Genomic DNA, 13,936 nt, shown 5'->3' on the forward strand with positions numbered 1-13,936 from the left:
ATCCGAAATTTTGATAGGATAAGGCAAGGAGGTACAACTATTTCAAGAAGGGAACCTGGATCACCCTGCTGATTACGAGGGCGTATCTTTTTATTATGCTGGAGACTTCGAGGCTTTATTGAAAACACATGAAGAATACAGAGAGATTCTGGAAAGCAATGCGACTGCTCATGATCCAGGTTTCCTGATTCCATACCGTAAGATGAAAGAGCAATGGGGAATAGAGCTTCCCGATCACATTGTACAGGATATTTTCAGCCGAGATATTTACGAAATTCCTTTTGAGCAAAATGTTAAGCTGATCACCGGGAAGTGGCAAGATTTCACCCAAAACGTGTTAAGCACGAATGATGACTGCATCACGATATTTGAGTGTTGTTTTATCCAGAATCCACTAACCATGGGTCTCGTAAAATGCAATCAATCCAAAGAGCAGAACGTGCAGTATGTATTGGAACTGGGGCGTATCATTCATGCTCTGAACCCGCTTCTCATCTATATCGACCAGAAAGATATATCCTATACATTTGATAAGGCAGTCAGTGAAAGACCAAAAGAATGGTCAGAGGGATTCATTAATTATTATACGAACCAGGGTTTGGGGCAGGCACAGGGTTATCAGGGTGTTAAGGGTACGTTACAGGTTTTGCAGGAAAGAAAGAAGCTGGAGTCCAAAATCTATGGGTTACTTCAGATGGATAAGGTATGGCTGGATAATTCGGATTATGACCGCGAGGCTTGTAGGCACAAACTAGAAAAGATTCTGCAGTAACCTTAATGAAATACGAATACATACCGGAGGTCAGTTTTATGACATTTTATGGAGTAGCCTTAATTGCAATAACCGCAATCTTAATTATTATAGGTGTTCGAAGCAAACGGAAAGTAATTCTTAGATGGGGCATAGCCAGTTTAATTTTATTGCTCGTACTCATCATTCCCTCATTCATCATGGGATTCATGGACGGATTTGCTGATGGATGGTCAGCGAGATGACCACTGCAGATAATAATAATGTATCGTATGAACAAAATAACAACAAATTCAACTTCCGTGTGGCAGGTATTGTGATGGATGCGGGAAGAGTTCTTTTGCATACGACTGAACAGGATGATTTCTGGAATCTGCCCGGAGGTCGGGTGAAATTAAACGAGACAACAGAAGCGGCTATTGTACGAGAAATGATGGAGGAACTGGGTGTTCATGTAGGTGCGGAAAGGCTCGCATATGTTAGTGAAGATTTCTTTTAATATGATGGCCTGAAGTATCATGAAGTTGGCTTTTATTATCTCATCAAATTGCCGGAAGCCCATAAGCTATATAGTGAAACTGAATTCAAAGGTTTAGAAGATAACGGTAAGTTAACTTTCCAATGGTTTTCCTTGGACGAACTGGAGCGGATGGAAGTATATCCTGTGTTTTTGAAAAAGGAACTGACTAACTTCTTGATGCAAAAGGCATCAAACACTTCATTCAGAAATAGAGGAATAGGTGCCTATGGACATTACATTTATTCGTCATGGTCATGGCGAACACTTGATGGATTACCCAAATCAATTAAATTGTCAGCATCCGGGCCTCACTGAATTGGGGAAAAGTCAGGTTATAGCGTTGCGTAAACAAGTGGTTTTTGCGCCTGAAGACGTCATTTTGGTTAGTCCAACGAAACGTACTATTGAAACAGCACAACTCCTAACCCCTAACAAAAATCTTGCGTTCTTCAGCCCACTGGTTGGCCCAAGAATGTTTCCTCAGAATCCAGAGTTTGTTCCTTTCGTCTGTGATCAGATCTATTCCAAGGAAGAACTCAGCCATCAGTATACTGACATAAGAATGCTTGATTTGGGTTTGGATTGTTGGGAAGAGAGTATTAATCAGATGGATGCACATCGATTCAAGAAATTAGCTGAACAGCTTCTTGAATGGTGCAGGCAACAGAGCGGCAATACGTTTATCATTTCCCATGATGGTACGATATCGAACTACAGGATGTTACTCGGAGAAGAAGGGTTAACCAAAAGTGATTTTCTTGGTGAAGCAGGGCAGTACACAATCCGAAACGTTTAACGATTAAAGGTGATTCCGTCAATCTCTTCTATTACACATTGCACAAGGAGTCTGTTTTGTAGGTGGTCTATAACTGTACTTAGGGGGACTTTCAAATGAAGTTATCGGATTATGAATATTTAACTTTGGCTCTGGAAGAAGCAGAACAATCACTTATTGAAGGAACGTATCCGATTGGTGCGATAATCGTGGATGTGGATGGGATTGTCGTGAGTAAAGGCAGGAACCGAGTTTTCTCGGATTGCGACCCCACCGCACATGCTGAGGTGGATGCCATTCGTCGGGCAGGAAAACATTTGCTGGATGTAGAGAAGAAGAAATTCTCGAAGAAGAAAGACTTGACGCTTTATACTACCTGTGAACCTTGTCCTATGTGCTCTTGTACCATATTAATGTCGGGTATTAAAAAGATTGTATGGGCAGCGGATGATGAAGAATATGGCGGGCTTCGACGTTTCAAGGAAGGGCCTCATTTTATCCATATGTTTGACACGTTATCCTGTGTTGCAGCACCCTATCTTGATCTGGAAAACAGACAGAGAGCTTTGCTCGCCAAATGGAATATTGGTAGAGGTGTGCTTAATACAGAGTGGGAGATTCCGAAGCAATGATCTTTTTTATAAAGGGGATGAATACACATGGAATTCGTGGGAGAGAAGGTAAGAATAACAACAGTCACAGAGCAGGACCTCGACTTCATATGTCAACTTGAATGTGACACAAATATATGGAGCTTTGAGGAAACTGTTGAAACGGATGAGGAAAAGGTCCGTGAGAAATATGGCAGCCATTTTGCTGTCGCAGATGAGAAACCGTATGCCTATGATTTTGTTATACGCCGCTTGAATGATCCGGAAGATACACCCATTGGTATTGTTCAGATGTGGAGTTATGTGGATTACCGAAAAAGCTGGGAACTTGGATACGGTGTGCTTTCGGAATACGCAGGCAACGGGTATGGGAGCGAGGCTACACATCTTTTGTTACAATTTGCGTTTCAAGAGTTACAAGCTCATAAGGTCGTCGGTATGTGCAATTCACAAAACGTTCGCTCAGCAGCACTGATGCAGCATGTGGGTATGACACGGGAGGCCGTCTACCAGGAAGAACTATGGTGGAACAATCAGTGGACAGACCAGTATTTTTACTCCATTTTGGATAGAGAGTTTAAGCAAGTCTAATAGGTACGGGAGGAAATAAGATGACTACGTTGGTTCTGTTAAGTGATTTGCTCTTCGAGTCTAATGATAAATTGGATCAGAGAATACGAAGCTTATTCGAAAGTGCACAGCCTTCCATCGGATATATCCCTTCGTGCTCCGACCCGGAGCGGAAGTATTTTGAACACACTAGACGTTACTATAATCAAATAGGAATAGATAACATTCAATATTATGATCTTGATCTGGAGTATGAGGAGAGCACATTTGGCGCTATTTTCGAATGTGATGCGATTCATCTATCCGGCGGAAATACGTTTTATTTTCTAAGTTTATTACAGAAGAGAAATGTGCTTGGTTTGCTGCGTTCCTATGTGAAGAGTGGTGGCATTCTGATTGGGGTCAGCGCAGGCAGTATTCTGACTACACCTACGATAAAGATAGCTGGGTATGGGGAAGATGCAGATGAGAACGAAGTGGGTTTGAATGATATGAAAGCACTGGAGCTTGTTGATTTTGAATTTGCACCGCACTGGGATGGTTCGGAAGAGACTCTGGATTCATTAAGAGAGTATAGCCGTGTTAATCGTACGGCGGTTTATGCGTGCCAAGATGGTGGCGGGCTTGTAATGGATGGTGCAAGCGTAGAGTTATATGGAAATGTGCGCCTCATAGATTACAGAGAGAGTGGGTCTGTTGATGAGTAATATTACGGTCTATCATTATGATGCTTTCTCTACCGTTCCCGGTCAAGGTAACCCGGCAGGAGTGGTTTTTGATGCTGATCATTTCAGTGAGACGGAGATGCAGCAGATCGCTTATAAGGTTGGTTTTAATGAGACGGTATTTGTGTTGAACTCTGAAGTAGCTGACGTCAGACTACGTTATTTTACACCGGGGCATGAGATTAATCTGTGTGGTCATGCCACAATGGCATCACTGTATGGTTTGAAGACGCGTGGGATGTTAAGTGACAAAGAGTTGATCACAATTGAAACCAATGTAGGTACATTACCCATACGATTTGAGCGCAATGCCGACACCATTTACATGGAAATGAAACAGGATCAGCCGCAGTTTATACCATTCCAGGGGGATATCGAGAAGCTGGTAAGCGCCATCAATCTCACTCTGGATGATGTTGACCTTTCTGCGCCAATCGTTTATGGAAGTACAGGAGCCTGGACGTTATTAATCCCGATTCGTGAACTGAACTCCTTTATGAAAATGAGACCGGATTCTTCCCTGTTCCCAGGAATTTTAATTGAGAATCCCAAAGCTTCCCTGCATCCCTTTTGTTTCGAAACCCGTGATTTCGATGCGATGATGCATGCCAGACATTTTTCATCACCATACTCTGGTACGACGGAAGATCCAGTGACTGGAACAGCCTCCGGGGTGATGGGTGCTTATTATTTAACCTATGTGAAACCGGAGATTGATGAGGTACAGTTTGTGGTAGAGCAAGGGCATGAGATTGGTAGAGATGGAAAGGTTCAAGTGAGTGTGATTCGGGATGGTGAGGATATGGATGTCAGAATGAAGGGGACAGCTGCTTTTGTGCGTGAACTGAATGTTGAATTGGACATTTGATCATATACGAAAGCAAAAAGCGCGAAGGGAGATTAACATTTTGCAAATTATTGATATTCGGCAGAAGCCGGACGTGATGCAAGAAGCAGTACAGTATTTCTGGAAACAATGGGGCTCGGAATCAAGCTTCCATTTCTATCGGGATTGTATAGAGCGTTCTGTGGATACAGAGAGTGATGTGCCAAGATTTTATGTGATGTTGGACGGAGACCGAATTATCGGTGGGTGCGCTTTGTTGCGAAGTGATCTGAATAGCAGGCAGGATCTCTTTCCCTGGTTTGCATGTCTTCATGTTGATCCAGAATATCGGGGCCGAAATCTGGGTGGACAACTTCAGACCCATGCATTAAATGAGGTGAAAGCAAAAGGGTATGACAAGCTGTATTTATGTACTGATCTGACTGATTATTATGAAAAAAATAACTGGGCCTATATCGGCAAAGGATATCTGCTCGATGATGAAGAGACGAGAATCTATGAATATACGATTTGATAGAGGTTACACACGCTTTATGGCTTTCGTCTTGAATTCGGGAGGAATGAACCTATGATTACCGAGATTAATAAACATGATTTCCACAAAGTAAAACATCTCACGGACTCGTGTCAGAATATTGAAGTCAAGGCGGTGGCGTCTGGCTTGAACCCGGGACGGATCTATGTAGATGATGCAGAGAATATCACAGCAGCTCTAATTTGGGTACATGGACAATCTGGTTTTCAGTTGATCGGCGACTCTCGAAGTGAGCCCTTTCTGAATGAATTGAAAGAGTACATGCGGGAACGTATTGAACCTGAGTTATTGGACTTACATATGCATGCTGTTGAAATTGGTGTGGTGGACGAAGCCTGGGAAGATTTTCTTCGGCACATCTCCGGGAAAAGAGATATCTCCAGTGATATTCAGCATGTATTCAAGTTGAATCCAAATTCGATAAGTCAGCAAGCACCTCTCGACATATGTGCTTCACAGGACGAGAAAGTCAGAATTCTCAGGATAGATGAAGTACTATTAGGAGAGAAAAGATATAACAATTCTCCATTCCTGAAAGATAAAATATCTCACTTTTGAAAGAAAATAGATTATTTTTTACAACATGGCTTTGGCTATATTGCAGTGCATAACGATGATATCGCGAGTGTTTGCTTTTCGGCATTTATCGCAGATCAGACACATGCGGTTGATATTGAAACGGTTGGAGTCTACAGAAGAAGAAATTATGGTGCGATGGTGGCAAAAGCTTTTGTAGATGAATGCAGTCGTGCAGGCATACATCCGTATTGGGATTGTTCACCGGACAATGCGGGCTCAATTCGTCTGGCACAGGGTGTGGGAATGTCACTGGATTTTAACTATAGAGTTTACTGGTACGATCTATCCACGTAGATGGGTATCTGATATGAAGGAGGATGTGCTGTGAGCGAATCATTACAGGATCAGATTCACTTTCTCATTGAGATTGATAAACTCAAAACGATTGAACGAAAGACGAGAATTATGCACGGTGAGAGACTTGAAAATGATGCGGAGCATTCCTGGCATCTGGCGATGATGGCCTTGGTTTTGCAGAGTCATGCCAACAAGGATGTGGATATCCTCAAAGTCATTAAGATGCTTCTCGTTCATGATCTGGTCGAGATTGATGCCGGAGATACGTTCGCTTATAATACGGTGGGACACACGGATAAATATGATCGTGAACTCAAAGCAGCTCATCGGCTGTTTGGTATATTGCCTAAGGAACAGGCGGAAGAACTATTCCAATTATGGTTAGAGTTTGAAGCAAAGCAGACGCCTGAAGCACAATTTGCCTCATCTCTTGATCGGTTGCAGCCTCTGATCCACAATCATCAGAATGAGGGAGATACGTGGCAGAAATATAACATTACAAGTGATCAGGTATTAAACAGAAACCGTGAGATTGCGAACGGTTCCGAAACATTGTGGGAGTATGCGCAGCAGCTTATTCAGAAATCCGTAGATCAGGGAATCTTGACCAAATCATAAGGGTAGGTTTCACGTATGCACTTTGAAGATGGGGGAGAAGCATGGATGGGATATATCATGGAGCTAAGAAAACTGGTAGGCCCGCGTCCTCTAATTATGGCGGGCTCATGTGTACTCGTGTTCAACGAGGAAGGTCACCTGTTGCTACAAAAACGTACAGATAGCTTGGATTGGGGGACACTTGGGGGATCCATGGAACCCGGGGAGTCTTTGGAGGAAACAGCTGCGCGGGAATTGTATGAAGAGGCCGGACTGAGAGCGGAATCGTTCAAACTCATTAGCATTTTTTCAGGTGAGGACATGTACTATCAGTACCCACATGGTGATGAAGTTTACAACGTCATGGCTGTTTATGAAGCTTCAGGTATCAAGGGCAGCCCAACCATTATGGATGATGAAGGGCTGGAACTCCGATATTTTGATCTGAATCAGCCGATCCCTGAGATCAATCCGTTTACGGAATATGTGTTGAAGAAGGCAGGATATATTAGAACTAACTAGTAAGAGGAGGGTATGTTATGACGCAGGACTTCTATTGTGATGAGGTGCTGAGTGGTAAAACGCAAGTCAAAGTTGTCATGGAAACAAATAACGTTATGGCTTATCACCATACCCGACCATACTACGAACACCATATCGTGGTGATTCCCAAGATTCATATTCAGTCCTTCATTTCAGAAGAGGAAGAGAATAATGATGAACTACTCTTAGAAATGATGCGTGTCATTAAAAAGATTGCTGCTGACTTGTTAGCTCAGACAGGCTCGTCGAAGATTATAACTAACTTGGGCAGTTATCAAGACTCGAAGCATCAGCATTGGCATATAGTCAGTGGTGAGCGAACTTAGGAAACTGTATACCGGATTACAAAACTTCCACCTTTCACATACGGATGTGGAAGTTTTTTCGTTTTGAGCCACTAAACATACCAAACAACTCTTACATCTACCCAAAAATGAACTAAGGAAAAATATGCTAGAATAGGGAGTGAACATTTAAAAGGGTCAATTAGGAGGAATAATAATGATGGTTGGTTCTATAGTTACGATATTTGCAATGTTGATTAATGTGTTGTTATATGGACTGGGCGTGTATGCGCTGATCCTGTTTATTAAGCTAGCCCGGCGTGGGATTCAGGCACTGGATATCTACCTTTATGAGAAACGGGGAGAGCGTTTTTAACGTTCACCATCTCACACTCGAACAGAATTATCATTTTTCTCTCAGTGTTTTATCTTTCCTGATCTAGTATGATTAACGCATCAATCCAGTAAAGAGAGGGTTAATGACATGGATGCTTTTTTAGAGCAAATTAACGAGTTAAACGAGCTTCAGAAAGACTTGGTTAGCCTACATCCTTTGTTTGCAGAACATTATCCAGTGGTTGTAGCCTATGAAGCTTTATTATATATCTATGATTATTCGTCCAAGACGCAACAATACGAGTGGGTGAAGACGGTACCGGACGATTTATATATTCCAGATGAATGCCTTGCTGCGATGCCGGTGCATCATATGAACGGACGAATGTGTGCGATTGTAACGGATACAGCGTTCAAAGATCTGGAGCAGAAAGTTTATCTGTTCCACGAATATGTTCATTGTTATGTATATGAGAAATATGATGAGCGGATCGTCAACCGTCTTCAAATTAAGCATAAAATGGACCAGCTGAAGCGCGTAACATGGGAACTGGATTATGAATTTCCGTATGAAGATGAAATCGTTGTGGAGCGGATTAACTCATTGTTGTCTGCTTTGAAGAGTAAAGACCTGACACAAGTACAGACAGCTAGAAAGGCGTTATTTACTTCATTAAATGAAGAACAAGCCGAGTACTGGAGCTGGTTAGAGTGGAACGAGGGTTACGCGCGTTATATTGAGAATCTGATTCGGGCAAAATTCGGGCAGGAGAGCAATCATTTTGGAGATACAGCTCCGTTTAATCGTCTAGTATTCTATGAATGTGGGTCGGAATACATTAGTCTGCTTGTGAAGGAGCACCCGGAGTACCATACGGATCTGGAGCAGCTGTTTGACCGCATGCAAGTGGAGAGAATTCAGGGATAATCACGCATCTACGGTGAAAAAAAGGTGGAACCTAGCGAATTCTTACTATTCCAGTGATCTGCGTTGCACCAGTAGGTTATATCGTTTCTTTTTACTAAGTATAGTAGAATACTTCCCGATAAAAGGAGATCAACTCTATGCCTTTACCTATGGTTCATCTCAATATTGCTAATCGAATTGCAGACTCGCTGCAAATGCAGGCTGATCGAGGTTCATTCTATCTGGGGAATATCGCCCCAGATTCCATACATATGCGCGAAGGTACAACTAGAGATGATAAGGAATACACCCATTTTAACCAGAAAGATGATGGAGATCACGTTGGTGAACTGAAGGATCTTTACTCATTCTATATGCAACAACTTACCGATGAAGGATGGAAGTGGTTTGTGCGAGGATACTTTATGCATGTGCTGACAGACTATTACTGGTTCCGGAGTGTGCATCCTGAATTCGTCGAACGGGTCAACAAGGTAGATCAACATACAGACAGTAGCAGATCGAAGGATGAACTGGCGCGTTTATATTACCAGGAGACGGACCAGATCGATTTTAATCTCTATCAAGGTTCAAGTTGGAGCGAAGAGGTATGGCAGGTGCTCAACAGTTCACCGGGTTATGACATGACGGATCGGTTAACTGCCGATGAGATTGTACGCTGGCGGGACCACACGTTTTTTTTTCTTAATGGGGAAGAACCAGGAATTACTCCTGAGTTCATCACGGGTGAGAGAGTTCAGGTATTTGTGGAAGAGACCATAGAGCGACTGATCTCTATGTTGTCTTCATGGGACCCGGAGTTACGTAACTTGATATGAATATAGATAGTTAGTGCAGTTGAGTCATTTCATTATATACTGTATTTATTACTTCTCTACTCATTACTAGTTTATTTAATACTAAGTCAGGGAGGCACGCAGTATGGTGAAATATGTAGGAATGTTGCTCGTATTTGTCATTGCCACGTTCATTGCAGGGTGTAGCAAACCGAATGAATCGAACGCGGAAGAAGGGCTTCCTGTACTGATCACTTTAACGTGTAATCCCAACCTTGCCTTGGAACCATGCCAAGATGTTGTGTTTGATCGATCTGACGAGATTCGAATCATGATGGAGGCCATACATAAGGCAGAGCGTATGCCAGGTATTATTGATTATGGTACGCAGTACAAGATGAGCATAACAAATGCGGACAGCTCCATAACAAGGTATGATTTTTCACTAGGAATGGATCCCAAGATGCAAGGCTTGTTAGTAAACGAGGAAGACACGCATACTGGATATAGCATTCCTCTTGAGGATTCGAATCAACTAAGAAGACTGATTCAGCGACGTACAGATTAAGAAGGTATATGGGACGGAGAAGAACCTGTGGATGACAAAATTACCATTGAACCTTTGACGCGATCGGATGCAGATGGAGTGTATCAGGTGTTCGAGACAACCATTCCCGCAGCATTTGATCAGGAGGGAATAGGCTCGCTTCTGGATGATATTCAGGATGAGATAACACACAAAAAAGCGATGATTCACAAGGCATTGCAAGCAAAGGACAACATCAAAGCAAGTGTATTTTTCCTCGTCGCCAAAATGGGGGATGTTATTGTAGGCACAATCTCGTATGGACCGTGTGGTAAGGAGATTCGAGAATGTACAGAGGGCCGGCTGAACGATATCGGAGAACTGGGTAGCCTGTATGTGTTGCCCGAGGTTCAAGGACAGGGGGTTGGTTCGGCGCTCATTCTCGCACTGGTTACTGAACTGCAACGGCTGGGAATTCAGCAATTTTGTCTGGATAGCGGTTACCAGATCGCACAGAAGAAGTGGCAACGCAAATTCGGTGAAGCCTATGTGGTGGCGAACAACTACTGGGGCGAAGGAACAGATCATATGGTATGGCTGTGTGAAGTACAGGATTTTATAGTAAAATGAAATGAACAAAAGAGATGACGACCTGTATTGTATAGGGGTCATCTCTTTATCTTTTTGCATCGATCGTGGACGATTGTTCGTACATTGTATCATGTGTGTTTTTATGTACCCGAGGAAAAAAGGAGTGAACATATGTCTATACAGTGGAATACACCCGAGCAACGGTTATCTCCTAATGCAGTAAACCTGTGGAGAATTAGCGCCATCATATGGAATGTAATAGGTTTCCTGATCCTTGCCGTACTGTTAATACTCGACTCCATCTATGGATGGAAGACGTGGATTGGTTGGGTTTTGTGGGGCGTTACGGCCATATCAGTGCTTTATGCGGTGTGGGATATTTTCATCCAGCCTTCATGGTTATACAAGCATTGGTTCTATGATGTGAATGAGGAGTTCCTGCAACTGAAGCGTGGGGCGCTAACCAAGGTACATCAGATCATCCCCATGGCGAAAGTGCAATCGGTTACAACAAATCAGGGACCTTTAATGCGAAAATATGGACTCTATTCCGTATCGGTTGGCACGATGGGTTCATCGCATGAAATCCCGGCATTGCCAGAGGAAGTCGCGCTTGCACTCCGTCATCAGATTGCGTCCTATGCGCGGATTAATGAGGTGGATGAATGATCGATATGAAGCGACATCATCCATTAACCATGCTGTGGAGCTTGTGGAAACGGGTAAAGAATTGGTTCGCTATCGTCCTTTTTTTGTTTGTTTTCCGTCAGGGCTCGGAGTCCCAATGGATATTCTATGGAAGAATCGCTTTTTATGTAGGGGTCTCCATTAGCATCCTGTCCATGATCCTGAAGTGGTTCACCTCGCGTTATGCAGCAGACGATACAGCCTTTCATATCTACAGTGGTGTGTTTAATCGTACCCGAAGAACGATACCTTATACGAAGGTCCAGAATGTGAATCGTCATACAACGCTGTTTCATCGTTTGTTCAGGGTGACGTCGATTCGATTCGAGACCGGAATTAAGGGAGAAGATGCTACCTTTCAGCTACACGTTGTTTCACTTTCCGAAGCGGAACAGCTGGAGAAAATTGTAGCAGGTCATATGGCTGAAGAAGCAGAAACAGCAGGAGCAACAGAGGAACATGATACGTTGGATGCAGTTCAGGTTATGGAAGAGGGAGAGGCGCAATCCAAACCTTTTATAACTGATGAAGTCATGTCTCTGCCTGCAAAAGAAAAACAGGAACGGGTTGTTCATTATCATTCCACCCGCAAGGACATATTCAAAGCATCCTTTACCTCGCTCAGCTTTCTCGTACTGATTCCGGTCCTGGCTACGCTCTATTCCTGGGTGAAGGACTTCTTCCCTGATGAAGAAGTAACGGAAAGTTTGTTATTAACCTGGCTTGATTCCTGGTGGATTGCCGGTTTGATGATTTTAGTTTTATTGATCATATCTATTGCTCTGGGCATAGTCAGAACCTTCGTAAAGTATGGCAATTTCCAGATCACCTCGGATGCCAAGCGGATCTATATCTCGAAGGGCGTGATGGAGCAAACGTCATTTTCAATCCTGAAAGAGCGAGTCCAGGCCGTCAAAATTACACAGTCGCCGATGAAAAGGTTACTTGGATTAGCGGAAGTAGAACTGACCACTGCAGGTAGTCTGGGGGAATCCGAGCAGGAGGTGAACTCGCTCTATCCTTTCTTGCCTGTGAAGCAAGCCTATACCCTGATTGAGGAGATCCTGCCATCCTATCGGGTTACGCAGGAGATGGAAAAACTTCCACGAATATCACTATGGCTGCGCCTGCTCAAACCAAGCTGGGGGTGGATCATGATCACGGGTTTATTGTGGTATTTCAAACCATTGGTGTTTGGGCAGAAACATGCCTGGTGGATGATTTCCGCGATTCTGCTCGTGTGGATTGCAACATGCAGAGTGATGGACTTTTTCCATACCCGATACATTCTGCATCAGAATTTCATTCAACTTCGAACCGGGGCGCTCACTTCAACCCTCTTCATCTCCAAACGTGAGAAAGTCATCGAAGTGCAGATCACCCGTAATGTGTTACAGCGTTGGTTCGGTGTGGCTTCCATTCATACGGTAAACCGCGCCAAACCAGTACTGCATCATCGGGCACATGACATTTCCCTGGATACGGCGAAATCATTTCAATCATGGTACATGGGACGTACCCAAGATGTTCAGACCCGTTAATCACAAGAGCAAGTGCAGGAAGACCAAACAAAGTTATTCTGTACTTACTCTTTTTAATTGAAGACAGAGGAGGAAGAACAATTTGATTAAAGCTGTGTTCTTTGATGTGGACGGTACATTGCTGAGCGAAATAGATCGGAGTTTATCACCGCGTACTGCTGAGTCGATCCGGGAATCGATTCGTAAAGGCGTTCAAGTTGTACTCGTCACAGGCAGGCCCTATAATTTATGCGAAGAATTCAGAAATCTCGGAATCGATACAATCATTTCGGCTAATGGGGCATTGATCAAAGCAGGTGATGAAGTGATACATAAGTCTGTACTTTCAGCACAGATGGTGAGAGCATTCAGTGAGTTTGCCGAGTTGCAGGGGCACAGTATTTCATATTTTACAGAATCATTTGAGACGAACGGGTTGTGTACAACAGATGGTCGTGTTACTGAGGCCTTAAGAGATACGCTTGGACTCATGAATTCCCCGCAGAAAATCAGCACGTTGGAACAGGACGTATATTGCATTTGTTTATATGCGGATGAAGCGGAGACGGAGAAATTCCAGTCCAGATTTCCTTCCTTACGATTCGTGAGATTCCATCCGTATATAGTGAATGTGCTGGAAGCGAGCGAAGTCAGCAAATCTATAGCCGCAGAGAAAGTTCTCGACTACCTGAAGATATCCAGAGAGGATACAATGGCCTTTGGCGATGGGGAGAATGACGTGGATATGCTAGTGTATGCGGGAATCGGAATTGCGATGGGAAATGGCGGAGAACGGATTAAACAAAGCGCTGATTATGTCACCCTGCGGGCAAGTGAAGATGGGGTCTTCCATGCATTGAAGCAATTTAAGATTTTATGAGAATGGATCGGCTAAAAAGATGAAGGATATCCAAATTGTGGATTTTCATGTAGAATGA

At 43.4% G+C, this 13,936-nt stretch carries 18 protein-coding genes and 2 pseudogenes; all 20 read left to right on the plus strand.

Annotation, left to right across the window (positions count from 1 at the left end):
* Window positions 1–37 precede the first annotated feature (37 nt).
* Window positions 38–772, plus strand: a pseudogene (locus tag NSQ20_RS08420) (hypothetical protein); the annotation flags it as partial.
* Between the two features lie 220 nt (window positions 773–992).
* On the plus strand, window positions 993–1,250 hold the full coding sequence (locus NSQ20_RS08425; protein ID WP_340032265.1) for an NUDIX domain-containing protein: 258 nt from the start codon (window positions 993–995) through the stop codon (window positions 1,248–1,250).
* 247 nt (window positions 1,251–1,497) lie between these two features.
* Complete coding sequence (locus NSQ20_RS08430; RefSeq protein ID WP_340032266.1) at window positions 1,498–2,067, plus strand: histidine phosphatase family protein; 570 nt, start codon at window positions 1,498–1,500, stop codon at window positions 2,065–2,067.
* A gap of 95 nt (window positions 2,068–2,162) precedes the next feature.
* Window positions 2,163–2,678 carry a nucleoside deaminase gene (locus tag NSQ20_RS08435; RefSeq protein ID WP_036610381.1) on the plus strand — a complete coding sequence of 172 codons (516 nt, stop codon included), beginning with the start codon at window positions 2,163–2,165 and terminating at the stop codon, window positions 2,676–2,678.
* Between the two features lie 27 nt (window positions 2,679–2,705).
* Complete coding sequence (locus tag NSQ20_RS08440; protein ID WP_340032267.1) at window positions 2,706–3,248, plus strand: GNAT family protein; 543 nt, start codon at window positions 2,706–2,708, stop codon at window positions 3,246–3,248.
* A 20-nt stretch (window positions 3,249–3,268) separates the two neighbouring features.
* Window positions 3,269–3,934: a Type 1 glutamine amidotransferase-like domain-containing protein gene (locus NSQ20_RS08445; RefSeq protein WP_076318237.1), complete on the plus strand. Its 666-nt coding sequence runs from the start codon at window positions 3,269–3,271 to the stop codon at window positions 3,932–3,934.
* Window positions 3,927–4,820 carry a PhzF family phenazine biosynthesis protein gene (locus tag NSQ20_RS08450; RefSeq protein ID WP_340032268.1) on the plus strand — a complete coding sequence of 298 codons (894 nt, stop codon included), beginning with the start codon at window positions 3,927–3,929 and terminating at the stop codon, window positions 4,818–4,820. The genes NSQ20_RS08445 and NSQ20_RS08450 overlap by 8 nt, the downstream gene beginning before the upstream one ends.
* A 40-nt stretch (window positions 4,821–4,860) precedes the next feature.
* A complete protein-coding gene (locus NSQ20_RS08455) occupies window positions 4,861–5,313 on the plus strand; it encodes a GNAT family N-acetyltransferase (RefSeq protein ID WP_339198225.1) in 453 nt (150 codons plus the stop codon).
* 54 nt (window positions 5,314–5,367) lie between these two features.
* Window positions 5,368–6,207 (plus strand): annotated as a pseudogene (locus tag NSQ20_RS08460) (GNAT family N-acetyltransferase).
* A 30-nt stretch (window positions 6,208–6,237) separates the two neighbouring features.
* Window positions 6,238–6,828 (plus strand): HD domain-containing protein, encoded by a 591-nt coding sequence (locus NSQ20_RS08465; RefSeq protein WP_076318240.1) that lies wholly within the window; start codon window positions 6,238–6,240, stop codon window positions 6,826–6,828.
* Between the two features lie 45 nt (window positions 6,829–6,873).
* The gene (locus NSQ20_RS08470) at window positions 6,874–7,329 is read left to right on the plus strand and encodes an NUDIX hydrolase (protein WP_076318241.1); all 456 of its coding nucleotides are present in this window, start codon (window positions 6,874–6,876) and stop codon (window positions 7,327–7,329) included.
* A gap of 17 nt (window positions 7,330–7,346) precedes the next feature.
* On the plus strand, window positions 7,347–7,676 hold the full coding sequence (locus NSQ20_RS08475; RefSeq protein ID WP_127544653.1) for an HIT domain-containing protein: 330 nt from the start codon (window positions 7,347–7,349) through the stop codon (window positions 7,674–7,676).
* A 175-nt stretch (window positions 7,677–7,851) separates the two neighbouring features.
* On the plus strand, window positions 7,852–8,010 hold the full coding sequence (locus NSQ20_RS08480) for a hypothetical protein (RefSeq protein ID WP_162158967.1): 159 nt from the start codon (window positions 7,852–7,854) through the stop codon (window positions 8,008–8,010).
* A gap of 108 nt (window positions 8,011–8,118) precedes the next feature.
* Window positions 8,119–8,898 (plus strand): hypothetical protein, encoded by a 780-nt coding sequence (locus NSQ20_RS08485; RefSeq protein ID WP_340032269.1) that lies wholly within the window; start codon window positions 8,119–8,121, stop codon window positions 8,896–8,898.
* A gap of 137 nt (window positions 8,899–9,035) precedes the next feature.
* Window positions 9,036–9,716: a zinc dependent phospholipase C family protein gene (locus NSQ20_RS08490; protein WP_340032270.1), complete on the plus strand. Its 681-nt coding sequence runs from the start codon at window positions 9,036–9,038 to the stop codon at window positions 9,714–9,716.
* Between the two features lie 103 nt (window positions 9,717–9,819).
* Window positions 9,820–10,242 carry a hypothetical protein gene (locus NSQ20_RS08495; RefSeq protein WP_340032271.1) on the plus strand — a complete coding sequence of 141 codons (423 nt, stop codon included), beginning with the start codon at window positions 9,820–9,822 and terminating at the stop codon, window positions 10,240–10,242.
* Between the two features lie 27 nt (window positions 10,243–10,269).
* Entirely contained in the window at window positions 10,270–10,830 is a 561-nt protein-coding gene (locus NSQ20_RS08500) for a GNAT family N-acetyltransferase (protein WP_340032272.1), read from the plus strand.
* A 132-nt stretch (window positions 10,831–10,962) separates the two neighbouring features.
* The gene (locus NSQ20_RS08505; RefSeq protein ID WP_036669512.1) at window positions 10,963–11,460 is read left to right on the plus strand and encodes a PH domain-containing protein; all 498 of its coding nucleotides are present in this window, start codon (window positions 10,963–10,965) and stop codon (window positions 11,458–11,460) included.
* Window positions 11,457–13,019, plus strand: a complete 1,563-nt coding sequence (locus NSQ20_RS08510; RefSeq protein WP_340032273.1) for a PH domain-containing protein — start codon at window positions 11,457–11,459, stop codon at window positions 13,017–13,019. The genes NSQ20_RS08505 and NSQ20_RS08510 overlap by 4 nt, the downstream gene beginning before the upstream one ends.
* A gap of 82 nt (window positions 13,020–13,101) precedes the next feature.
* Window positions 13,102–13,878 (plus strand): Cof-type HAD-IIB family hydrolase, encoded by a 777-nt coding sequence (locus NSQ20_RS08515; protein WP_340032274.1) that lies wholly within the window; start codon window positions 13,102–13,104, stop codon window positions 13,876–13,878.
* Window positions 13,879–13,936 lie beyond the last annotated feature (58 nt).

The organism is Paenibacillus sp. FSL K6-1122 (assembly GCF_037977015.1).
GTDB lineage: Bacteria > Bacillota > Bacilli > Paenibacillales > Paenibacillaceae > Paenibacillus > Paenibacillus amylolyticus.